The 22667-nt window shown below is 62.3% G+C and carries 20 protein-coding genes and 1 pseudogene; 7 read left to right on the forward strand and 14 right to left on the reverse strand.

Translation table 11 applies throughout. The features are described from left to right. Positions 1–196 precede the first annotated feature (196 nt). Complete coding sequence (locus tag GJB56_RS02955; RefSeq protein WP_019747666.1) at positions 197–769, forward strand: dihydrofolate reductase family protein; 573 nt, start codon at positions 197–199, stop codon at positions 767–769. Positions 770–830: 61 nt separating this feature from the next. On the opposite strand, the gene GJB56_RS02960 is transcribed toward GJB56_RS02955, so the two are convergent. The 8 genes from GJB56_RS02960 to iolC are packed head-to-tail and all read right to left on the reverse strand — an operon-like array spanning position 831 to position 10033. Continuing rightward, entirely contained in the window at positions 831–2336 is a 1506-nt protein-coding gene (locus GJB56_RS02960) for a CoA-acylating methylmalonate-semialdehyde dehydrogenase (protein ID WP_019747667.1), read from the reverse strand. A 24-nt stretch (positions 2337–2360) separates the two neighbouring features. Further along, a complete protein-coding gene (locus GJB56_RS02965; protein WP_113683046.1) occupies positions 2361–3245 on the reverse strand; it encodes a sugar phosphate isomerase/epimerase family protein in 885 nt (294 codons plus the stop codon). A 2-nt stretch (positions 3246–3247) separates the two neighbouring features. Continuing rightward, complete coding sequence (locus GJB56_RS02970; RefSeq protein ID WP_019747669.1) at positions 3248–4288, reverse strand: Gfo/Idh/MocA family protein; 1041 nt, start codon at positions 4286–4288, stop codon at positions 3248–3250. A gap of 26 nt (positions 4289–4314) precedes the next feature. After that, positions 4315–5220 (reverse strand): sugar phosphate isomerase/epimerase family protein, encoded by a 906-nt coding sequence (locus GJB56_RS02975; RefSeq protein ID WP_019747670.1) that lies wholly within the window; start codon positions 5218–5220, stop codon positions 4315–4317. 52 nt (positions 5221–5272) lie between these two features. Continuing rightward, positions 5273–7228 (reverse strand): 3D-(3,5/4)-trihydroxycyclohexane-1,2-dione acylhydrolase (decyclizing), encoded by a 1956-nt coding sequence (gene iolD, locus GJB56_RS02980; RefSeq protein WP_113683111.1) that lies wholly within the window; start codon positions 7226–7228, stop codon positions 5273–5275. 14 nt (positions 7229–7242) lie between these two features. Beyond that, positions 7243–8115, reverse strand: coding sequence for a 5-deoxy-glucuronate isomerase (gene iolB, locus GJB56_RS02985; protein ID WP_084325076.1), 873 nt, complete (start codon positions 8113–8115; stop codon positions 7243–7245). A gap of 21 nt (positions 8116–8136) precedes the next feature. After that, a complete protein-coding gene (locus GJB56_RS02990) occupies positions 8137–9036 on the reverse strand; it encodes a Cgl0159 family (beta/alpha)8-fold protein (RefSeq protein ID WP_046378298.1) in 900 nt (299 codons plus the stop codon). Continuing rightward, a complete protein-coding gene (iolC, locus tag GJB56_RS02995) occupies positions 9029–10033 on the reverse strand; it encodes a 5-dehydro-2-deoxygluconokinase (RefSeq protein WP_195849578.1) in 1005 nt (334 codons plus the stop codon). Before iolC ends, GJB56_RS02990 begins: the two co-directional genes overlap by 8 nt. 199 nt (positions 10034–10232) lie before the next feature. On the opposite strand from iolC, the gene GJB56_RS03000 reads away from it, so the two are divergent. From GJB56_RS03000 to iri, 4 genes are all read left to right on the forward strand, one after another. Then, positions 10233–10970 carry a GntR family transcriptional regulator gene (locus tag GJB56_RS03000; protein WP_003941006.1) on the forward strand — a complete coding sequence of 246 codons (738 nt, stop codon included), beginning with the start codon at positions 10233–10235 and terminating at the stop codon, positions 10968–10970. A gap of 106 nt (positions 10971–11076) precedes the next feature. Then, the gene (locus GJB56_RS03005; protein ID WP_113683045.1) at positions 11077–12225 is read left to right on the forward strand and encodes a Gfo/Idh/MocA family protein; all 1149 of its coding nucleotides are present in this window, start codon (positions 11077–11079) and stop codon (positions 12223–12225) included. A gap of 30 nt (positions 12226–12255) precedes the next feature. After that, on the forward strand, positions 12256–13641 hold the full coding sequence (locus GJB56_RS03010; protein ID WP_113683044.1) for an MFS transporter: 1386 nt from the start codon (positions 12256–12258) through the stop codon (positions 13639–13641). Positions 13642–13762: 121 nt separating this feature from the next. Then, positions 13763–15190, forward strand: coding sequence for a rifampin monooxygenase Iri (iri, locus tag GJB56_RS03015; RefSeq protein WP_113683043.1), 1428 nt, complete (start codon positions 13763–13765; stop codon positions 15188–15190). A 35-nt stretch (positions 15191–15225) separates the two neighbouring features. Here iri and GJB56_RS03020 read toward each other — a convergent pair whose 3' ends face one another. The 4 genes and pseudogenes from GJB56_RS03020 to GJB56_RS03035 form a co-directional block, all read right to left on the reverse strand. Beyond that, the gene (locus GJB56_RS03020; RefSeq protein WP_230091127.1) at positions 15226–15705 is read right to left on the reverse strand and encodes a peptide deformylase; all 480 of its coding nucleotides are present in this window, start codon (positions 15703–15705) and stop codon (positions 15226–15228) included. Between the two features lie 229 nt (positions 15706–15934). Next, positions 15935–16252, reverse strand: a complete 318-nt coding sequence (locus GJB56_RS03025; protein ID WP_230091128.1) for a hypothetical protein — start codon at positions 16250–16252, stop codon at positions 15935–15937. 61 nt (positions 16253–16313) lie between these two features. After that, positions 16314–17498 (reverse strand): phytanoyl-CoA dioxygenase family protein, encoded by a 1185-nt coding sequence (locus GJB56_RS03030; protein WP_113683041.1) that lies wholly within the window; start codon positions 17496–17498, stop codon positions 16314–16316. 95 nt (positions 17499–17593) lie between these two features. Further along, positions 17594–18588 (reverse strand): annotated as a pseudogene (locus GJB56_RS03035) (Gfo/Idh/MocA family oxidoreductase). A gap of 80 nt (positions 18589–18668) precedes the next feature. Between GJB56_RS03035 and GJB56_RS03040 the strand changes: the two are divergent. Next, positions 18669–19709, forward strand: a complete 1041-nt coding sequence (locus tag GJB56_RS03040) for a Gfo/Idh/MocA family protein (protein ID WP_113683040.1) — start codon at positions 18669–18671, stop codon at positions 19707–19709. Here GJB56_RS03040 and GJB56_RS03045 read toward each other — a convergent pair. Both GJB56_RS03045 and GJB56_RS03050 read right to left on the reverse strand, forming a co-directional pair. Beyond that, positions 19706–20482, reverse strand: coding sequence for a TIM barrel protein (locus tag GJB56_RS03045; protein WP_080945650.1), 777 nt, complete (start codon positions 20480–20482; stop codon positions 19706–19708). The genes GJB56_RS03040 and GJB56_RS03045 overlap by 4 nt on opposite strands. Continuing rightward, positions 20479–21504 (reverse strand): Gfo/Idh/MocA family oxidoreductase, encoded by a 1026-nt coding sequence (locus GJB56_RS03050; RefSeq protein ID WP_113683039.1) that lies wholly within the window; start codon positions 21502–21504, stop codon positions 20479–20481. The genes GJB56_RS03045 and GJB56_RS03050 overlap by 4 nt, the downstream gene beginning before the upstream one ends. Before the next feature lie 116 nt (positions 21505–21620). Between GJB56_RS03050 and GJB56_RS03055 the strand changes: the two genes are divergently transcribed. Further along, complete coding sequence (locus GJB56_RS03055; RefSeq protein ID WP_113683038.1) at positions 21621–22622, forward strand: LacI family DNA-binding transcriptional regulator; 1002 nt, start codon at positions 21621–21623, stop codon at positions 22620–22622. The last annotated feature ends 45 nt before the right edge of the window (positions 22623–22667 follow it).

Below are 22667 nucleotides of genomic sequence, written 5' to 3' on the forward strand. Positions count from 1 at the left end.
ATATACGAGGGTATGCGAACGTGAGGGAACGTCCGAATCGCCACGCAAGCAGGGGGAGCGAAAACAGGCGATTCGGTTTGTACATCGGTCATAGTGGACGATCGCCGCCGATGAGTTCCACCACCACGCAGAGTCTGTAACAGTGGGGTAGTCGACTACTCGAATGGCGCACACGCACTGACGACAGGGGATCGGTATGGGCAAGATCGTGGTGACAGAATTCGTGTCTTTGGACATGGTCATGGAAGCGCCCGGTGGCGAACCGGGCTATGCGCACACTGGATGGGTCTTTCCGTACCAGGAGGGCGATCAGATGAAGTTCAAACTCGACGAAACCCTCGCCGCGGACGTGCTTCTACTCGGTCGACGGACCTACGAGAGCTTCGCCGGTGCCTGGCCTGAGCGCGAAGACGACCAAGGCTTTGCGGACAAGATGAACGAGATGCCCAAGTACGTCGTCACGAGTTCGACGGAGCCGCTCGAATGGAACAACTCGACGGCGCTCGACGGTCCCATCGAGGAATCCGTTCCGAAGCTGAAGGAACAGATCGACGGCGAAATCCTGGTCGCGGGAAGTCGGACGCTCGTCCACGCGTTGTTGCTGGCCGGTCTGGTCGACGAGCTGCGACTGATGGTCTTCCCGGTCATTCTCGGGTCCGGCGGGAGAGTGTTCCCCGAATCGGCCGACAAGATCGACCTCGAGTTGAAGGACGATCGTCGGTACGAATCCGGAGTTCAGGTGCTGACGTACCACCCCACGGTCGCGTAGACCTCTCGAAACATCTGTGGCCGAGCCTCTTCGAGAGTCTCGGCCACAGATGTCTTGCCGGCTAACTGTTTTCGGGGAAGCCGAGGTTGATGCCGCCGTGGCTGGGGTCGAGCCAGCGACTGGTGACGGCTTTACCTCGCGTGAAGAAATGAACACCTTCTGTCCCGTGAGCGTGGGTGTCACCGAAGAGGCTGTTCTTCCAGCCGCCGAAGCTGTAGTAGGCCATGGGAACCGGGATGGGGACGTTGATGCCGATCATGCCGACCTCCACCTCGTTCTGGAAGCGTCGGGCAGCGCCGCCGTCGTTGGTGAAGATGGCGGTGCCGTTTCCGTACGGGTTGTTGTTGATCAGTTCGAGGGCTTGGTCGTAGGTATCGACGCGCACGACGGAGAGAACAGGCCCGAAGATTTCGTCGGTGTAGATCGACATGTCGGTGGTGACGTGGTCGATGAGGGTGGGTCCAAGCCAGAAGCCGTCCGGTCCACCATCGGCCTGGACTGTACGTCCGTCGACCACGATGGTGGCGCCGTCCTTCTCGCCTGCATCGACGTATGAGGCGACCTTGTCGCGGTGGGCCTTGGTGACGAGCGGACCCATGTCGGAGTTCTTGGTGCCGTCACCGGTGACGAGGGGAGTGGTGCGCTCGACGATCTTGGCGACCAGTTCGTCGGCGATGTCGCCGACTGCGACCAGGGCGGAGATCGCCATGCATCGTTCGCCCGCGGAGCCGAATCCCGCGTTGACCATTGCGTCGGCGGCGAGGTCGAGGTCGGCGTCCGGCAGAACGATGGCGTGGTTCTTGGCGCCGCCGAGTGCTTGCACGCGTTTGCCGTTGGCGGTGCCCGTGGCATAGACGTACTGGGCGATGGGGGTGGATCCGACAAACGAAATCGCTTTGACTGCTTTGTTTTCCAGAAGTTCGTCGACGGCGAGCTTGTCACCTTGGAGGACGTTGAAGACGCCGGGGGGCAGACCAGCTTCGGCCCAGAGTTCGGCGAGCCAGATCGCCGCGGTGGGGTCCTTCTCCGAGGGTTTGAGAATCACGGTGTTCCCGGCGGCGATGGCAACCGGGAAGAACCACATCGGGACCATCGCGGGAAAATTGAAGGGGGAGATGATGCCTACGGGGCCGAGGGGTTGGCGGATGGAGTAGACGTCGACCTTGGTCGATGCATTCTCGGTGTATCCACCCTTGAGGAGATGCGGTATTCCGCAGGCGAATTCGACTACTTCTTGTCCGCGGCTGATTTCGCCGAGGGCGTCGGAGAGAACCTTGCCGTGCTCGGCTGTGATGATCTCGGCGAGTTCACCTTTGCGAGCGTTGAGGAGTTCGCGGAAGCTGAACAGTATCTGTGTGCGACGGGCCAGGGAGGTGTCACGCCAGGCGGGGAAGGCCGCCGCAGCAGCGTCGATGACGGTGCGAGCGTCCTCGAGGTTCGCCAGGGCGAGTCGGCCGGTGATCTGTCCGGTGGCGGGGTTGGTGACGGGGGCGGTGTTCTCGGATGTTCCGGCGAACGACTTGCCGTCCAACCAGTGCGCGATGACACGAGTATCAGTGCTGGTCATGGTATTTCCTAGTGGTCTGGTGGCTCAGGAGTTCGGGGAGGTGTACTTGGCGACATAGTCGTTCATCGTCTCGCGCTGGTACCGGGAAACCTCGTGTGCGTTTTCGTTCTCGGCGAAGACGCTCGACACCATCACGGTGTTGTCACGATCGTAGAAGCCGAGTTTGCCGAGGCCGCCGAAGAATTCGTCCCAGTTGACGTCTCCGTCCCCGATTTTGAGGTGTTGATGCACTCGAACGGCATTGCCTGGCGGATTGGTGATGTAGCGAAGTCCGTGGGAACGGTGATGATCCATGGTGTCTGCCACATGTACGAGACGGACCATGTCGCCGGCGGCCTCCATGATGGCGGGAAGGTCCCCACCCATGTGGAATTGGTGGCACGCCACGATCACCATGCCGAGGTTCTTGGAGTTCACGCCACGGATCGTGCGGATCGCGGCAAGTCCGTCTTCGACAAAATCGTCCGGGTGCGGGTCGATCAGGACGTCGATCCCCTCGCGTTCGATGATCGGAAGCAGTTCCTCCATCGAACGATAGAACGCACGCTCGGACTCTTCGGCTTTCTCGGGGCCGCCGGAGAATTCGGTGTTCATGACGTTGACACCGAGATCGACCGTGATCTGGATGGCCCGCTTCCAGTAACGCACTGCTGCTTCGCGAGCGTCCTCGTCCGGGCCGGACCACCGAAGGACCGGGAGCACCGACGCGATGCCGACTCCCGCACTCGCGCAGGCCTTCCGGAACTCGGTGACGAGCGCGTCGTCGGCTTTCGGGTGATTGAAGAACGGGATCATGTCGACGTGCGGTGTGAGCTGCAGGTACTCGTACCCGAGATCGGCAACAACTCGGGGAAGCTCCAGCAGCGAGTAGTCGTGATGGAACGGTGTGGGATCGAGAGCGACCTTCATCGCTACGCCCCGGCCACAGAGTCGCGCGCAACCATGTCCACGACGACGCGTTGACCCGTCTCCAGAGACTTCACGCCAGCGGCGCAGACAGCGGCCGCGGCGTACCCGTCCCAGGCACCAGGTCCGTCGATGTAGTTGCCGGTGCCGGCGCCCGTCTTCACCGCCTTGATCCACCGGGCGAACTCGGTGTCGTATGCCTGCCCGAAGCGTTCGCGGAATCCTGGGGTGATCTGCCCACCCCAGTTGCCGGGCTTGGTCTTTCGGATCAGCCCCACGTCGAGTCCGATCATCGCGCTTCCGAGTTCGCCGACAACTTCGGTGCGCACCTCGTAGGCAACTCCGGTGGTGACAAACACCTCGGCGTCGACGTGTCTACCGGACTCGGTCTCGAATATCGCGATCTGTGGGTCTTGAATGCCCTCGGGAGCAAGCGAATTCGCAGACGGCCGAATTATCTGCACCGAGGTGATCTCTTCGTCGAGCAGGAATCGCGTCACGTCGACCTCGTGGACGAGTGAGTCCTTGACGATCATCGCGCTGTCGAAGCCGTTCGGAACCGCAGGATTGCGGTGCGCGCAGTGCACAACGAGAGGGCGACCGAGATCGCCGCTGTCGATCAAATCCTTGAGCTGGGTGTATTCGTGGTCGAACCGGCGCATGAACCCGACCTGGATCAGTTTCTTTCCCAGCGCTGCTTCGGCTTTGACGATCGCCAGCGAACTGTCCGCGTCGGTGGTCAGCGGCTTCTCGCAGAGAACCGGCTTGCCTGCTTCGAGGCAGGCAAGTACCTGCTTCTCATGGGTCGGGCCCGGGGTTGCGAGCACAACGGCGTCGACGTCCTCGGCTGCGATGGCATCGAACGGATCGACGACGACGCGTGACCCCGGCGTCAATGCTGCGATTTCCTCGGCGCGGGCAAGAGAGTAGTCGTTGACGACGGTGACTCGGGCACCGCCGATTTTGTTGGTGATGCGGTCGACGTGATCGGCCCCCATGATGCCGACGCCGAGCACTGCGATCCGGAGATCCTGGTTGTCAGACATGCGGTGGTACTCCTCGATTGTGTTGCTCAGCTGAAACGGACGGCGGGGACGCCACAGGTGGACAGGTATTTCTGAGTGCGCTGTGCGATGGGCAGCGGTGTGTCGGGATGGCAGGGATACATGTCCTGCTCGACGATCGCGAACACGTCGATGCCGAGCTTCTCGATGGCCTCCAGAAGCGGCGGCATGTCCGGGATTCCACGCGGTGGTTCGATCATCGCGCCGAGTTTGACGGCTTCGCCGAACGGCAGGTCCTCCGCCTCCACCTTGGCGACGATCGCCGGATCCACCTGCTTGAGGTGCAGGTACCCGATGCGCTCCGGATGCTTGTTGATGATGGCCAGGTTGTCGCCGCCGCAGTAGCTGATGTGGCCGGTATCGAGGCACAGGTTCACGAAACGCTCGTCTGTACCTTCGAGGAACTTGTAGACGTTGTCCTCGATATCGACATGGCTGTCGGCATGAGGGTGGTACTGCGCCATGACGCCGTACTCCTCGAGCATCGCCTTGCCGAGAGCGTTCATGCCGTCGGTCTTCTTGCGCCACTGCTCGGGAGTCAGATTTCGATCCTCGAGTACCACTCCGGTGGAAGGATCGCGCCACATCTCGGGTATGACCACTACGTGCTTGCCGCCGACGGCTGCGGTCAACTTGGCGACGTCCTTGATCTGATTCCAGACGGCATCCCAGGAATCGTCCTGGTGCAGGTGTTCGAAAACGGTACCGGCCGAAAGTTTGAGGCCGCGTGCTCCGAGTTCGTCAGTCAGCTTGGCTGGATCGGTCGGAAGGTATCCGAACGGACCGAGTTCGATCCATTCATATCCCGACGCGGACACCTCGTCGAGGAATCGCGTGTACGGGGTCTGCTGAGGGTCGTCCGGAAACCACACACCCCAGGAGTCGGGGGCTGATCCGACGCGAATCGCGCTCATGTCTAGATTCCTTTCGCGGGCAAGCTTTTTGGGGTGTGGTTGTGCGGAAATTTCATTCGGATGGACGGAGGTACGGTCGCTGGATCTTCTTCCAGGACTCGTAGGTTGTCCGGGCGTTCTTGGTCGATTCCAGTTCGGAGGTGGCCGATACCGGTACATCCCACCAGGATTCGCTGTCCGGGGCGCCGATCAGCGGATCGGTTTCGACGTGGATGACCGTGCTGGTGTCGCTTGCTTTGGCGACTTTGATCGCATCGGCGAACTCTACGGCGGTGTTGGCGCGGATGACGTCGACACCGAGGCTGGCGGCGTTCGCGGCCAGATCGACCGGGAGAACACCTCCGTCGAGACGTCCGGCATTCGAGCGGTAGCGGTACTGCGTGCCGAAGCGCTGGGAACCCAACGACTCGGATAGCGAACCGATGGAGGCAAATCCGTGATTCTGCACCAGGACGACGATGACCTTGAGGCGTTCCTGTACGGCGGTGACCAATTCGGTGGCCATCATCAGATAGGAACCGTCGCCGACCATCACGAACACGTCGCGATCGGGGCACGCCATGCGGACGCCTAGACCGCCGGCAACTTCGTATCCCATGCACGAGTACCCGTATTCGACGTGATACCCCTTGGGATCACGGGTTCGCCACAGCTTGTGGAGGTCACCCGGCATGGACCCGGCAGCGCACACCACGACGTCACGTGGATCGGACAGAGTGTTGACCAGGCCGATCACCTGATTCTGATTCAGTGACCCGTCGGCAGCGGGTTCGGCTGGGTTGTAGACGGATTCGACGATCGCATCCCAATCGCGAGCGAGTTCACCGATCCTGGACGCGTATTCGTCGTCCACCCGGTAGTCGTTCAGTGCGATCGCCAGCGCGTCGAGTGCCTCACGTGCGTCGGCGACAACACTGACTCCGCCCTGCTTCACGGAGTCCAGTGAAGCGACGTTGATGTTGACGAAGCGAACGTCGGGATTGGTGAATGCGGTGCGGGACGCGCTCGTGAAATCGCTGTACCGCGTGCCGATTCCGATGACGACGTCCGCCTCGGTAGCCAGTGCGTTTGCAGCCGTAGTGCCGGTGGACCCCACCGCCCCGACGGATTGTGGATGGTCGTAGACCAATGAACCCTTGCCGGCCTGGCTCTGCCCCACGGGGATTCCGGTCTGCGCGCAGAACGCTGCCAGAGAGTCGGTGGCCTGGCTGTAGATCACGCCGCCGCCGGCGACGATCAGTGGCTTGCGAGCCGAGCGGATGATCGCGGCGGCGCGTTCGATCACCGATCGCTCGGGGAGCGGGCGGGCCACGTGCCACACCCGTTCGGCGAAGAAGGACTCGGGCCAGTCGAAAGCCTCGGCCTGCACGTCCTGCGGGATGGCGATGGTGACTGCGCCGGTCTCGACGGGATCAGTGAGAACGCGCATCCCGGCGAGCAGAGCGCTCGGCAACTGCTCCGGGCGCCATACCCGATCGAAGTATCGTGAGACCGGCTTGAAAGCGTCGTTGACCGTGACGTCGCCGCTCGACGGGAGTTCGAGTTCCTGTAAGACGGGGGCACTGGCGCGGGTCGCGAAAGTGTCTGCGGGAAGGAGTAATACAGGTAGACGGTTGATGGTGGCCAGTGCCGCGCCGGTGATCATATTGGTGGCACCGGGGCCGACGCTGGACGAGACTGCCCACGTCTGCAGGCGGTCCTTCATGCGGGCGTGCGCGACAGCCGAGTGCACCATCGCCTGTTCATTGCGGCCGAGCACGTAGGGGAGTGTCGGCTCACGGCCGGCATCGAGATCCTGGATCTCGGCCTGCAAGAGTGCCTGCCCCAGTCCGGCGACGTTGCCGTGCCCGAAGATTCCGAAGCAGCCGGCAAACAGCGTGGTGCGCTGGCCGTCGCGTTCGGTGTACTGGTTGGCGAGGAAGCGGACGACAGCTTGAGAAACGGTGAGGTGTACGGTCGGCTCGTCGCGAGGTAGACGATTGCCGGTTGCGTTGTTGGTGGGTGCCACAGCTTTCACTTCCGTCAGTTGTGGGACTGCAACGGCAGTCGAGGGTCGATGTCCTGGTGATCCCAGCTTCCACGTAGCCAGGTGTGTTGCGGATCGTCACAGATGTTCCACGCCCGGATCTCGTCCGAACCTGCCATGACATTGAGGTAGTACATGTGGTGGCCCGGCGCTGCGATGGACGGGCCGTGATAGCCGTGCGGCACGAGGACGACGTCGCCCGAGCGGACTTCCTCGAGCACCTCGATAGGTCTCTCGGCGGTTCCGTACACGCGGTGGTAGCCGAAACCTTCGGTCCCGGTGGGGCTTCGGTCGATCTCGAAGTAGTAGATCTCTTCCAGAGCCGATTCGACGTCGCTGTTCTCGTCGTGCTTGTGGCTGGGATACGACGACCAGTTCCCGCCGGGGGTGATGACTTCACACGCGATGATGGAGTCGGCCTCGAAGGTGTCTGCGGTGGCGAAGTTGTGAACCTGTCGGCTGCAGTTACCGGCACCTCGGAGTTCGACGGCAACTCCCGACACCGGGCCGTAGCGATGGGGCAGCTTGGCTCCGGCGCGCGCTCCGCACAGGGCGAAGCGGCCTCCACCTGCGCTGGCCACTGTGTAGTCGGAATCGCGTCCTACGTAGGCGAAGTCGCTCGGTCCGTCGAAGACCGACGCGCGGCCGGTCAGGGCGATCTCCGTCCCCTCGGCAACTATCACGGCCGAACCCGACAGTGGAACGACGACTATCTCGTTCTCGCCGGACTGCAGGTGGACGCTCGCGCCAGGGGCGAGTTCGAGTGTCCACAAGCTGGATTCGGTCCAACCCGCGGACTCCGGCGTGACCACTGTCGTGAAATCACCGTCGGCGGACGATCCGGCGGGGACGTAGTACTTGCTGAACATCTTGCTCCTGCCAGGTCGGTTCTAGTGGACGAGTTTGACTGCGGTGTCGACGGCCGCGGTCACGTCGCCGTCCGGTGGGTAGAGCAGCGCGCGCCCGACGATCAGTCCGCGCACGGACGGCAGCTGAAGGGCAGCGTCCCACTTTGCGTACGTTTCTTCCGGCGCGATCTGCGGATCGCCGCCCAGGAGGAGCGTCGGGAGGGTGGTCGCATCCATGACGCGTTCCATCTCGTCGACGACCGGTAGTTTCATCCACGTGTACGCCGAGGTGGAGCCGAGACCTTGGGAGATGTGGATGGACTTGATGACGGCGTCGGGGCTGAGATCGTTGACGACCTTGCCGTTGACGCGGCTGGAGAGAAACGGCTCGAGCATCGCGATCAGTCCGGCCGCGGCCAGTTCGTCAACGGCTTCGGCACATGCCGTCATGGTGGGCAGGGTGCCCGCGTCGTCGAGGGCGATGCGCAGCAGCATCTTTCCGCCATTCATTCCGAACTTCGCGGTGCCCGCCGCGGTATATCCGGTCATGCGGTCGTCGAGTTCGAAGCTCGCGCCCGCCAGGCCGCCGCGGTTCATCGACGAGAAGACGACCTTGTCCTCGAGGGCCCCGAGGAGGAGCAGATCGTCGAGAATGTCCGCGGTACCGAGAACGCCGTCGACTCCGGGATTGTCGAGCGCCGTGCGTAATCTGTCGAGCAGATCGGTACGACTGTTCATCGCTGTCGGCTTGCCGCCGACAGACAATGCCCCACGCGCTGGATGATCGGCAGCGACGATCATCAGTCGTCCGTTGCCTCGAACGGTGGCACGAGGAGTTCTTGCTGCCCAGGACTTTTCGATGATCTGCGGATCGCTCGCACGCAGTTCCGTCACGTCGGCGTAGGTGGTGGCGAGGGGGCGGGCGGCGAGCTTGTCAGACATTGACTGCCTCCGTGGCTGTGGCTTCGGCGAGATCGTGGACTTCTTCAGCGGTTGGCATCGCAGTAGAGCATTCGAGCCGAGATGCGACTATGGCACCGGCCGCGTTGGCGTAGCGCAGTACCTTCTCCAGTGGCCACCCGGCCAACAGTCCGTGGCACAGTGACCCGCCGAAGCTGTCGCCGGCACCCAGCCCGTTGACCACGTCGACGGCGTTGGGCGGCACGGTGATCGATTGCTTTCGTGTTTTGCCGAGGACACCCTTCGGGCCCTGCTTCACGATGGCCAGTTCGACTCCGAGGTCGAGAAGCGCGTCGGCGGCCTTGTTCGGATTGGTCTCACCGACCGCGATCTCGCACTCTTCGCGGTTTCCGACGGCTACCGTCACGTGCGCGAGAGCGCGCTGCACCTGAGTGGTCGCTTCTTGGGGTGTCGACCAGAACATCGGGCGGTAGTCCAGATCGAGGACCGTCAGCGGGCGTCGTTCGCGGGCTTCCCAAGCAGCGAAGTGTGCACTGCGACTCGGTTCTTCGGACAGCCCTGTCACAGTCGACCAGTAGAGGGACGCTGTTCGAACGGCGTCGAGGTCGATATCGTCCGGGGTGATCCGAAGATCGGGCGCATGCGGCTTGCGGTAGAAGTACAGCGGGAAGTCGTCAGGGGGGAAGATCTCGCAGAACGTCACCGGTGTCGGGTACTCGGAATTGGTGACGACAAACCTGTTGTCGACGCCCAGACGTGCCAACTCGCGTGTGACGAACTTTCCGAAGGGATCGCTGCCTACGCCGGAGATCAGTGCTGCTCGCCGGCCGAGGCGTGCAGCCGCCACCGAGACGTTTGCTGCGCTGCCGCCGAGAAACTTGCCGAAGGTCTCGACGTCTGCGAGTCCGACACCGGTTTGAAGTGGGTAGATGTCCACCCCCGATCGGCCGATGGCAAGCACGTCGAATGGTGCGTCAGGGATGTGTGACCCGCTCTGGTGAGTGTTGATGCTTGTCAAGACTGACTCCCGAGAGTTCGTGGTGGGCTGCCCGCGCAGGGCACCGTTGTATGACTGAAACTGTGCGCCGCGACACAGCGATTGTCAATAGTTTGTCTGGACATTATGACTTGCGGTCAAGTGAATGTTAGTGTTCGCATACACTGCCGAGAGAAGTAGCGTCGATACGGCGCCTTCCCAAGACAGATCGGAGTTGACCGTGGTCGCAGCACTCGCCGTCGAGTTGGACCGCTCGAGCCCGGTGCCGCTGTATTTTCAGCTGGCCCAGGCAATCGAGGGCGCTATTCTCGGTGGCGAACTTGCCCCAGGTGATCGCTTCGAGAACGAACTGGCGTTGGCCAAACGGCTCAATCTCTCACGTCCGACCACTCGACGTGCGATCCAGGAACTGGTGGACAAGGGCCTACTTGTTCGTAAGCGGGGAGTCGGAACTCAGGTGGTGCAAAGTCCGGTACACCGCCCGGTCGAGCTCACCAGCCTGTTCGACGACCTTGCGAGGGCCGGCCAAGCGCCGACGACCAAGCTGCTCGAGTTCACGGTGGGAGTTCCCGCCGAGGACGTTGCCGCGGAACTCAACCTCGAACCTGACGCCGAAGTGGCCACCATCAGGCGTCTGCGAAGCACCAACGGCGAACCGCTTGCAGTGATGACCAACTACATTCCGGTGGACATCGCACCCGATCCCGAGGAGTTGGAGACGCAAGGGCTGTACCAAACCTTGCGAACTCGCGGCGTTCACATCCGTGTGGCGCGGCAGCGAATCGGCGCTCGGGCGGCGACTCGCGAAGAAGCAGGATTGCTCGACGAGAAAGTGGGTGCTGCCCTCTTGACCATGAGCCGCACTGCATTTGACGATTCAGGTAGTGCCGTCGAGTACGGCAGCCACTGCTACCGAGCGTCGCGTTACTACTTCGACACCACCGTGGTCGACCGCTAGACCTCGATCCCGGTGACACGAGTACCCGCCTGACCGAGTCAGTGGGGGTGATTTGTGATCCCAGCATTTCTGCGATCCTTCGATCATTTGACCCGAACGGAGCCTTATGACAGGCATTTCAGTAGCAGTTGCCGGATTCGGATGGATGGGCCGCGTACACACGCAGGCGTATCTGCGTCTGCGGCAACACTATCCCCAGCTTCCCGTGATCCGCCTGGCCGCCGTCGCCGACGAGGTGCCTGGCCGAGGGGAGGAAGCAGCGGACCAATTCGGTTTCGAAGCTTTCACCCAGGACTGGCGCGATATCGCAGCCGATCCGGCCATCGACGCGGTGAGCATTACGGCCCCGAACTTCTTGCACCGTGAAATCGGCGTCGCAATGGCAGAAGCCGGCAAACACATCTGGATCGAGAAGCCCGTCGGGTTGTCCACGGAAGACGCCAAAGCTGTTGCCGCAGCGGTCTCGAAGGCCGGTGTGCAGTCGACCGTCGGCTTCAACTACCGAAACGCGCCGGCTGTAGCCCTGGCAAAAAGCCTGATCGACTCAGGGGAGTTGGGCACGATCACGCACTCGAGGTTTCGTTTCCTCAGCGACTATGCGGCCCACCCTGAAGGCGCTTTGAGTTGGCGATACGAGCGTGAGCGCGGCGGCGCCGGCGTCCTGGGCGACTTGGCTTCGCACGGCATCGATCTGATTCGTCATCTTCTCGGTGACGTCGACGCTCTCATTGCTGATACTGCGATCTTCATCCCGGAGCGTGCGCGTCCGTCCGCCGCTACCAGTGGACATGCCCGAGCCAGCGGCGGGGAGATGGGAGCTGTCGAGAACGAAGACTTCGTCAGCGCACTGCTGCGGCTCGGCTCGGGCGGCCGCTGCACCCTCGAAGCGTGCCGAGTCGCCGTGGGAGAGCAGAACAACTACGGATTCGAGATTCACGGTACGAAGGGTGCCGTGTTCTGGGATTACCGCCGGATGGGTGAACTGGGCACCAGCCTCGGCTCGAAGTACCAGGACCAATCCGTCACGACGGTTTTGGTCGGCCCCGAGTCAGGTGAGTTCGGACGCTTCCAACCCGGCGCGGCCAACGCCATGGGTTATGACGACCTGAAGGTCATCGAGGCTCGCAATTTCGTCTCCTCGATCGTGGACGGAGCGCCGCAGGGCGCGACCATCGCTGATGCTGTCGCGTCGGCGCAGGCTCTGGACGCGATGGTTGCCTCGGTCTCCTCCGGTGGCTGGATTTGTCTCGGCTGATCGAGAATCGCTCCGAAAGGCTCTGGTGCAGTGACATTTCCCCGCGGACTGGCGTTGCTCGTGGCAGCAGCACTGTTCATGGAGATGCTCGACGCGACGATTCTCGCAACCGCACTGCCGTCGATCGCCCAATCCTTCGGAGTTGACGCCGTCGACGTCAATGTCGCCGTTTCGTCGTATCTCCTGGTGTTGGCAGTCCTGATCCCGGCGAGCGGATGGATGGCCGACAGGTTCGGAACGCGACGTGTCTTCATCTCTGCCATAGCCGTTTTCACGGTGGCGTCGGTGGGATGTGCACTGAGCACCTCCCTCCCGATGCTGGTGGGAATGCGCGCACTACAAGGGGTAGGCGGCGCGATGATGGTGCCGGTAGGGCGGCTCGCAGTATTGCGGGTGACGTCGAAGGCGGAACTCGTACGGGCTATCGCTTACTTGACGTGGCCGGCGCTCACAGCGCCGGTTCTTGCGCCCGCTGTGGGTGGAGCCATCGTGTCGATCGCTTCGTGGCGCTGGATCTTTCTGATCAACGTTCCGATCGGGATCGTCGGGTTTCTGCTGGCATTGCGCATGGTGCCCGACATTCGGCAAACACAGAAACGGAGCCTCGACTGGCTGGGATTGGTGGTGATCGGAGCAGGCGTCGCAGTGCTTGTCGTGGCGCTCGACAGCGTGCACAGTGCCGGAACCGACTGGCTACGAGTGGGCCTCGGGATCATTGCGGCTCTGATCTTGTTGAGCTTGGCCGTCATTCACCTCATCCGGTCGGATCACCCGCTCATCGCGCTCCGCGTCCTCCGACTTCGATCGTTTCGGCTCGTCGCGTCGAGCGGCTCGCTGTACCGGCTCGTGATCATGGGCGTGCCGTTTGTGCTGCCGTTGTTGTTCCAAGTGGGATTCGGAATGTCGGCGTTCAAGGCCGGTCTGCTGGTGATGGCTCTGTTCGCGGGGAATATCGCGATCAAACCGCTCACCACTCCGCTCATGCGTAGATTCGGGATCAGACGAGTTCTGGTGGGAAACGGAGTTCTGTCGGTGGTGTGCTTCGGTGCGCTGGTACTGATCTCGTCGACGACACCGGACGTCGTTATCGCTGTTGCACTGTTTGTCAGCGGCGCGTTGCGATCCATCGGGTTCACCGCGTACAACAGCTTGGCGTTCGCCGACGTCGACTCGGGTGAGCTGACCGATGCAAATACTCTGCATGCAACGCTGCAAGAGTTGGCATCCGGTCTGGGTATTGCACTGTCCGCGTTGGTGATCACGCTCTGCACACCGTTGGCGGAGTCGGAGGATCTGAGCGGCGGAGTGCCGTTTTCTCTGACGCTGGGTGTTCTCGGGGCCATGCTGGTGCCGACGGTGATCGAGAGTTGGCGGCTCCCACGCGATACAGGTGCTGTGGTGTTGGTGCGCCGATAATGAAGCGTCTTCCAAGACTTTCATCATAACGCGGGACCCGGGGCTTGCGGCAAGGCCCCGGTGATGGTGCACACTCGTCTGCTGCGAGCAAGCAAAAGCCTTGCCCGAAGGAGGGGATCGCATGAGTGACGTCATCATTGTCGGTGCTGGACCAACTGGATTGATGCTGGCAGGTGAGCTCCGGCTACAGGGCGTCGATGTCGTCGTCGTGGACAAGGACGAGGAGCCGACTCAGTTCGTCCGTGCGCTCGGCATCCATGTGCGCAGCATCGAAATCATGGAGCAGCGCGGGTTGCTGGACAAGTTCCTCGCGCACGGCCGCAAGTATCCGCTCGGTGGATTCTTCGCGGGGATCAGCAAGCCGGCACCTGCGCACCTTGATACTGCGCACGGGTACGTACTGGGAATACCTCAGCCCGAGATCGACAGGATTCTTGCCGAACATGCCACCGAAGTCGGCGCGGAAATTCAGCGAGGGAAGCGTGTCGTCGCAATCCGTCAAGACGCCGACAAGGTCACAGCGGAATTATCCGACGGCACAACACTTCACGCGCGTTACCTCGTGGGCTGCGACGGCGGCCGCAGCACTGTTCGGAAGCTGATCGACGTCGGGTTTCCCGGCGAGCCGTCGAGCGCCGACACGTTGATCGGCGAAATGGACGTGACCATGCCGGCTGATGAACTGGCCGCCGTTGTCGCCGAAATCCGGGAAACGCACAAACGATTCGGAGTCGGTCCCGCCGGCAATGGTGCTTTTCGTGTCGTGGTCCCTGCAGCCGAAGTTGCCGACGGTCGCGCAACACCGACCACCCTCGACGACATCAAACAACAGCTACTGGCCATTGCCGGTACCGACTTCGGTGTGCACTCGCCGCGGTGGCTCTCGCGCTTCGGCGACGCCACCCGTCTGGCGGAGCACTACCGGCGCGACCGGGTGTTTCTCGCCGGCGACGCCGCACACATCCACCCACCGATGGGCGGTCAAGGTCTCAATCTCGGTGTGCAGGACGCCTTCAACCTCGGCTGGAAGCTCGCCGCCGAGATCAACGGCTGGGCACCGGAGGGCCTGCTCGACACGTACGAATCGGAACGGCGTCCGGTGGCTGCCGACGTGCTGGACAACACGCGCGCCCAGGCCGAGTTGATCTCCACCGCTGCCGGACCACAAGCGGTGCGGCGCTTGATCTCCGAGCTGATGGAATTCGAAGACGTCAAGCGCTATCTGACCGAGAAGATCACTGCGATCTCGATTCGCTACGATTTCGGCGAAGGCGACGACCTACTCGGTCGGAGGCTGCGGAACATCGCGTTGACCCGCGGCAACCTGTACGACCTGATGCGATCCGGCCGCGGACTTCTTCTCGACCAGTGTGGCCAACTGTCCGTCGATGGTTGGAGCGATCGCGTCGACCATATCGTTGACACAGGCACTGAATTGGACGCTCCGGCTGTCCTGCTTCGGCCGGACGGTCATGTGGCATGGGTCGGGGATACACAGGCGGAGTTGGATACTCAGCTGTTTAAGTGGTTCGGCCGGCCAACGGCGTAGGGCTATCTGGTTCCACCTCTAAGCCGACTGGCCGCTTAACACGCCGGCCAATGGGCTGTGTATTGATCCGATACTTCGTCGTGGTCGCGATAGAGCTGTTTGCGTTTGCGCGTTGGAAGTCGGTCGCCGAAGACAATGCCGTTGATGTGGTCGGTCTCGTGTTGGAAGCAGCGCCCGAGGGTGCCACCTGCAGTGATTTCGATCGGGTTGCCGTATTGATCGTTTCCGCGACAGGTCGAGAAGTCGGGTCGCGCGAGGTCTGTGTAGGCGCCGGGTAGGGACAGACAGCCTTCGCAGTAGTCGACTAGCTGCCGGTCGACTCCTTCAGGAAGGTCAACGACCGGATTGCAGACGACGCCGGTGCGTTGCGTCCCTACCTCGTCGGTGCAGTCGTAGATGAACACCGCGAGGTCGACGCCGATCTGTTGAGCTGCGAGTCCTGCGCCGTTTGCGGCGGTGTTGGTAGCGAACATGTCTGCCAGCAGATCTTGGAGATCGCTGCCGAATTCAGTCACTGGCCGAGCTGGCGTATGAAGGACAGGGGTGCCCCAGCGAATGATCGGTTGCGCGGTACCTAGGCGGAGAAGTTCGGAGACAGGCATGAGGTTCATGTTCCGCTCTGCTCCTGCCCAACGCAACGAGAGTGTTCGCGTTCGACCGCTACGTTCCTCACCGCCGTGCAGCGCCGGTTTACTCTCCCGCGTCGCGCGGACCGCTGTCTGAACATTGGATCTGGTGCAACTTTCAGTCAGCGTGCTCGACGGTCCCTTCGCCTCCACGCTGTCGAGCCCTACCGGGATTGATGTGGAGCCGAACACCCTCATAGGTGACTGTGTACGGCACATCGTCATCGTTGTCCGGGTCGCCGGAGTCCGCAGGATCCGGCAGTTCCGCGATCTGTTCGATGACCGTCTGTGCTCGCGCCGCACCAGGATCGAACATTTCCTGAAACGGCCCCACGAACGAGCCACCGAGTCCGCGGCGCTTCGCCCGAACAGCCGCCCACCCGAACGTCGCCAACGGGCCGATCATGGCGAACAGCACTAACAAGTCCCACCCCATGCTTCGAGCGTACCGACCGATCGGCATCAAGCGGCACAAGTCTCTTCAGTGCTGCCGTCCCTCAGCTCATTCGTCTCTCGGACTGTGCCTTCAGTAGATCGGCCAGTCGACCAGGTGAGATCCGCTCGCGAACCGCCTCCGTCACGAGTTCGGCCTGCGTCTGAGGCGCGAGGCCGTCGATCGGTTGGTCTCGGTCCAGATTGGTCGGGAAGGCGTAGCCCTCGGCCGAGGCGGCGACGGCACACCGAACTGCCTCGTCTGACCCCGCCTCGCTGAGAGCGAGCAGTGCCGGATAGATCGCGTTGACGAGTGCCTCCCGGTCGATGGTTCCGAGGGCTCGACCGAAGGCCGACGACACCTGGAGAAGATTTGCCATACGCAGGACGTCGGCGGACTTGTTGTGGCCTGCCGCGTGGAACAGGGCTGGGTTGAAGAAGACGGCATCTCCCTTCTTCAAAGGTAATTGGACGTAGTTGGCTTCGAAGAACTCCTTGAACTCGGGACGCTCGAACGCGAGGTATCCGGATTCGAATTGCTGCGAGTACGGCAGATACTTCGTCGGCCCCGTCTCGGCCGGCATATCCACGTGGGCGACTGCACCTTGCAAGGTGAGGGCAGGGGTCAAGCGGTGAACATGCGCCCGAAACTTCGCGGCTACGTCGCTCGACATGAAACCGAGGTGGTAGTCGCGATGTGGATTCTGTGCGGCGCCACCGGGATTGACGACGTTGACGTCCGACGTCACCTGATACATGGGGCCGAGCCACGCTTCCGAAGCCAAAGCGACAATGCTGTTTGCGTAGTAGTCGACGTAAGCCTTGGGATCTTCGAGCGCCAACTTCAGTTGTGCGCCCCAGATTCGGTCATTGGCACCAGGTTTGGCGAAGTGATCTCCGGACGCTGCACCGGATTCGTGTTGGCGTGCAATGAGTTCACGGAAGACCGCGCTGGCGCGATCCAGTATCTCCGCGTCGAACGCGCCTTGAAAGACTGTGATGCCGGGGCCGGTGAGTAACGCCCGGGCGATCTCGTCTTGGATCTCGGCCCGGGTTTCAGGATTCGACGATTGCTCTACCAATGCTTCGGAGCGGTACAGAAGAACCCCGTCGGCCACTGAATCGGCGTACGGGTAATCGGCAAGGTCGGTGTCGTGCGCGACCAAAGCGGCGAAGTCGTCGATGTTGCAGTCTTCTCGGTGCAACCTACCTGCGGACGGCACGGTCTGGTTGGTCAGTGATGGAGTCATTCGGGGCCTTTCCTGCGGTGTTCAAGATGCGCTGTACCTCAAAGACTGCCAAGGAGAACCCATCGAAACTACCCCTGAAATCCATCAAAAAGACCTCAGAAACTTTCCCCCACGGGCTCGACCGAGACAGTTGTCCCCGCGGAGTGCATCGACTTGATCACGGCAGCTGCCACGAGATTTGCCCGCAGGCCGTCCGCGGCTGTGGCCAAGGTCGACGGTCTTCCGGTGCTCAATGCGTCGATCCACTCTTGAAATTGGCGCCGATACGACTCGGCAAAACGCGGAATCCAATCCGCCGCATAGCCGTACGAGTGGGATCGATCCGCGTCGGTGTGGATGACCACCGGTTCGGCGAGACGAGCGGCGCCGATTTCGCCCACGACCTCGCACCGAGTGTCGTAGCCGTACCGCGCGTTGAGAAAGACCTCGACCGTGGTGAGAACGCCGTCGGCGGTGCGCAGCATGATTATCTGCGGATCCTGGCGATCGGTCACCAGCGAACTCGAGCGCCCGCAGTGCCAGCTGGCTGCGACGACGGGGGAGTTCAAGATCCACGGCACGATGTCGAGTTCGTGAATCGCGGAGTTGGTCACCGTGGATTCCGAGCTGCCACCGGGTAGGCGCTGACAGTGCGACTCGAGCAGTGCACGATCAGTGGGTCACCGATACGGCCGGAATGTGTTTCGGCCTTCAGCGCCACGTATCCCGGATCGAAGCGGCGCATGAATCCGACGCTCACAAGGGGGCTTTCGGGGTTCTCGGCCGCAGCGACGCGTCGGCAGTCCTCTGCTGTCACTGCGAGGGGCTTTTCACACAGAACCGGTATTCCGGCTTCGACAGCAGCAAGCGTGAGGTCGGCATGCGTTGAATCATGGGAAGCGATGACTACGGCGTCCACACCGGCGTCGTTGATCAGTTTCAACGGATCGGTCACCCACCGTGCGCCGACTGCGGACGCTACGGACTTTGCTCGCTCTTGATCGAGGTCTGCAACCACAGAGACCGTTGCCCCGGAGACCGTGGAGTGGAGATTGCGGACGTGGTCGGCGCCCATGACGCCGGTTCCGATCACACCGACACGAATCGACATGAGGTTCCTACTTCCAGAGGATTGAAACGGACAACCTAATGTCCTTACATATTTCGAGATTCGACTCTACAGTTCGAGGCATGACTTCTTCTACAGTTCTGGAACTCCCTCGCACCCGGGTCCCCGATCCGGTCGACGCTCCGACTTTGCGCTGGGGGATCCTCGGGCCTGGCTGGATTGCACAACGCTTCGTGGAGTCACTGCAGAGAAATACAGCGCAGGAAGTCACGGCCGTCGCTTCGCGCGGACTCACCCGCGCTCAGGCCTTCGCGGACAATTGGGGGATCCGACGCGCTCACGGTAGCTACGACGCTTTGCTTGCCTCCGAGGATGTGGACGTCGTCTATGTCGCAACACCGCACACTGCTCATTTCGATTGCGCGATGGCGGCATTGGATCACGGCAAGCATGTCGTGATCGAAAAGCCGCTGGCTTTGAACGCAGCGCAGGGACGGGCGATTCAGGAGCGGGCGACTGCGCTCGGACTGTTTTGCATGGAGGCGATGTGGACGTCGTTTCTGCCCAAGTTCGACGTGATCGACCAGATCCTCGAGGCGGGGCTGCTGGGAACCATACGTACGGTTCTGGCCGATCACGGCGAACGGTTCGAGACCGATCATCGTATCTACGATCCAGCGCTTGCGGGTGGGCCACTTCTCGACCTCGGGACCTATCCGGTCAGTCTCGCGTATCGGGTATTGGGTGTTCCTACTGCGGTTGCTGCCCTGGGCGAGCCGGCGAATGACATGGTGAACGGCCAGATCTCAGCGGTTCTGTCCTGGGCAGGCATTGCTCAGGCCAGTCTGAACACCACGATCCTTGCTGACACGCCCAACACGGCCTCGATCTGCGGCGACAAGGGGATGATCGTTCTGGACTCGACGTTCTACCGGCCCGGGGCCTTCACTGTCCGGCTAGGTGACGGAAGATCTGTGCGCTACGACGATCCGGTCGACGGATACGTCGGAGGTCTCGCGTTCGAGGCGGCCGAGGCGGCGCGGCGGATCACCGCCGGGGATATCGAGTCGCCGGTCCATCCGCTCGACGCGGCCATTGCGACGCTCGACATCCTCGACGAGGTCCGCCGTCAGGTGGGGATCATGTTCCCGGGTGAGGGCTAGAGCGTAAAGGCCTTCCGGAAAGCAGTGAGTGCGGTGTCACTGTCTCCCGATGCCCAGCCCTCCAAACCGATCGTGCCGGTGTAACCCTGGTCGGCGAGCACGCGTGCGATGGCGGGGTAGTTGATCTCGCCGGTTCCGGGTTCGCATCGGCCGGGTACGTCGGCCACCTGAATCTCGCCGATGTTGTCACCACAACGCCGCACGAGTTCGATGAGGTTTCCTTCGCCGATCTGTGCGTGGTAGAGGTCGAGCATCATCTTGAGGTTGGGGTGTGAGACGGATTCCACCAGTGCCAGGGTGTCTTTGGCGCGGGCCATCGGTACGCCGGGGTGATCGACGATCGTATTGAGATTCTCGAGGCAGAAGACGACTCCGGCTTCTTCGCCCAGTCTCGCGATCTTCTCGAGAGCGCGTTGGGCCGTCAGCCACATCGTTCCCGTAGTTCGATACTGCGGGCGCGCAGCCTGTCCGTCGATCAGCTCGCCGGTATGGAAGTTCAGCCGGGGAACGCCGAGTTTCGCTGCCGGAGCGAGGCATAGCGCCGCTGTACGTACCAGTTCGGCGCTGCCGGCGTCATCGAACAAATCGCCGTGGAGGTAGCCGGTCATCGAGGAGAAGCGAGCCCCGGTGGCGACCAGAGCATCGAGGTCCTTGTCTTGCCAACTCCAGATCTCGGCTGCGAACCCCGCCTCCGAGATCCGCCGAACACGCTCGACGACAGGGAGTTCGGTGAACGTCATCTCGGCGGAGACCGCCAAATCGAAGGGGCTCACTGCGGCACCGACAACAATGATACGGGCAGTCCGGTTTCCACGGATTCCTTTGCGGCCAATGCAATTTCCAGCGCATTGCGGGCATCCAGACCGTCGGCCGACGGCGCGCTGCCGGAGCGGATGCAGTCTGCGAAGTGCGCCAACTGGGCGACATAGGCGTCGTGAAACAGTTCGATGTTCACCCGAGGTGTGTCGGCCAGAACGCCCGGTGAGCTGTAATGACGCATCGCGGTCCGCGTGACCTCGCCTGCACTCACCATTCCACCGGAACCGAAAACTTCGCCGCGAACGTCGTAACCGTAGGTGGCTTGGAAGTTGGCCTCGGCCGACGCGAGGGCGCCGTTGTCGAAGCGCAACTGAACCATCGAGGTGTCGAGGTACCCCTGCTCCTTGTACTGCGGATGGATGAGAGCATCGGCCTGCGCGAACACCTCGACGACGCGTGCCCCGGGGTTGAGCCAGAGCAGAGCGTCGAAGTCGTGAATCAGCGTCTCGTTGAAGATGGTCCACGGCTTGACTCGGGAGGCGACGTCGGCGGTGATTCCTGGGTCGCGGGTCAGAGAACGAAGTAGCTGTGGGGTTCCGATCTCGCCGGCGGTGATCACGTCGTGGGCCGCGGTGAAGTCGGCGGCGAAGCGCCGGTTGAAACCGACTTGCAGCGCAACGTTGTTCGCGGCACACGCGCCGATCGCGCGATCGGCGTCCTCGAGTGTCAAGGCCATCGGCTTTTCGCAAAAGACATGTTTGCCGGCCTCCGCGGCGGCCACCACGAGATCGGTGTGAGTTGATGCGGGCGTACTGATGAGCACCGCTTCGACGGTCGGATCGGCAATCAGCTCAAGGGCGTCGGTGTACGCGCGGGCGTCGGGACTGACACGTTCGATCAACGACGCCGCAGCGCCGGGCGCAGGATCGGCGACGGCGACGAGACGGGTGCCGGGGATACGCAGCGCGACGGACTCGCCGTGGAAGCGGCCGATCCATCCGGCGCCGATGAGACCGACTGCAACAGAGGCAGACATGGGGGCTCCGTTCGGAGTGAGAATGAGGAACTAGATCGTTCTAGTCCATGCCAGTAAAGCGCCGGATGCGGCGCGCGTCAATGCTTCGGTGCTTATTCGCTGGAACGATCTAGTCTGTGGAGGTGAACAGTCGACGCCCCACCTTGCAAGACGTAGCAGACCTGGCCGGTGTGTCACGCGCTCTGGTGTCCATCGTCATTCGTGATGTCCCAGGTGCCAGCGATGCGACGCGGGTACGGGTCAAGGCGGCCGCGGACGAACTCGGCTATCGACCCGACAACGCGGCGCGACTGCTGCGCCAACATCGCAGCCGCCTGATCGGTGTCAGTTACGTTGCGGCGCAAACGTTTCACGCGGAGCTGCTCGACGAAATCTATGTGGCCGCCGAATGGTCGCGCTACGACGTCGTCCTCAGTGCGGTCTCGGAGCGACGGCCGGATTCTCGTGCAACGCGGACCCTGCTCGACGACCGGTGTGAGGCGATCTTGCTGTTGGGTTCACAGGCGCCGGAAGCAGAGATCGTCGACCTGGCCGACAAGGTTCCCGTTGTCGTAATCGCGCGGAAGATGTCGTCAGTGCACGTGGATGTTGTCCGAACAGATGACGAGGCGGGCGCGGTGATGGCTGTGAATCACCTTGTCGAACTCGGGCACCGCTCGATCGCCCACGTCGACGGCGGGCGAGGCCCGGGCGCCCAGGAACGGCGTCAGGGCTACCGCAAGGCCATGCGAGCGGCAGGTCTGGAGCCGAGAATTCTTCCCGGCGGTCTCACGGAGGAGTTCGGCGCAGCTGCCGCCAGGTCGATGGTCGAGGGTGGGTTACCCGGGGCGGTCTTCGCTTTCAACGATCGCTGCGCGCTCGGAGTTCTCGACGTCTTCCTGCGTGCCGGGATCTCGGTGCCTGGCGACGTTTCCGTGATCGGATTCGACAACAGTGCATTGGCAGGTTTGGCGCACATCGATCTGACCAGTGTCGGGCAGGACACGGCGTTTCTGGGCGGCGCCGCGGTGGAGCGGATCTCCGAACGCCTCGACGGCGGAAGTGGGCCATTGGGCAAGGACATTGTCGCGCAGCCACAACTGGTGGTTCGAGGTTCAACTGGACCCGCAGGGCATTGACCTGCAGTTTCGACTTCAATCAGTTTGTTCGGTCTTTGATAAGCA

Source organism: Rhodococcus sp. AQ5-07 (assembly GCF_009707305.1).
In the GTDB taxonomy this organism is placed as follows: Bacteria; Actinomycetota; Actinomycetes; order Mycobacteriales; family Mycobacteriaceae; genus Rhodococcus_F; species Rhodococcus_F erythropolis.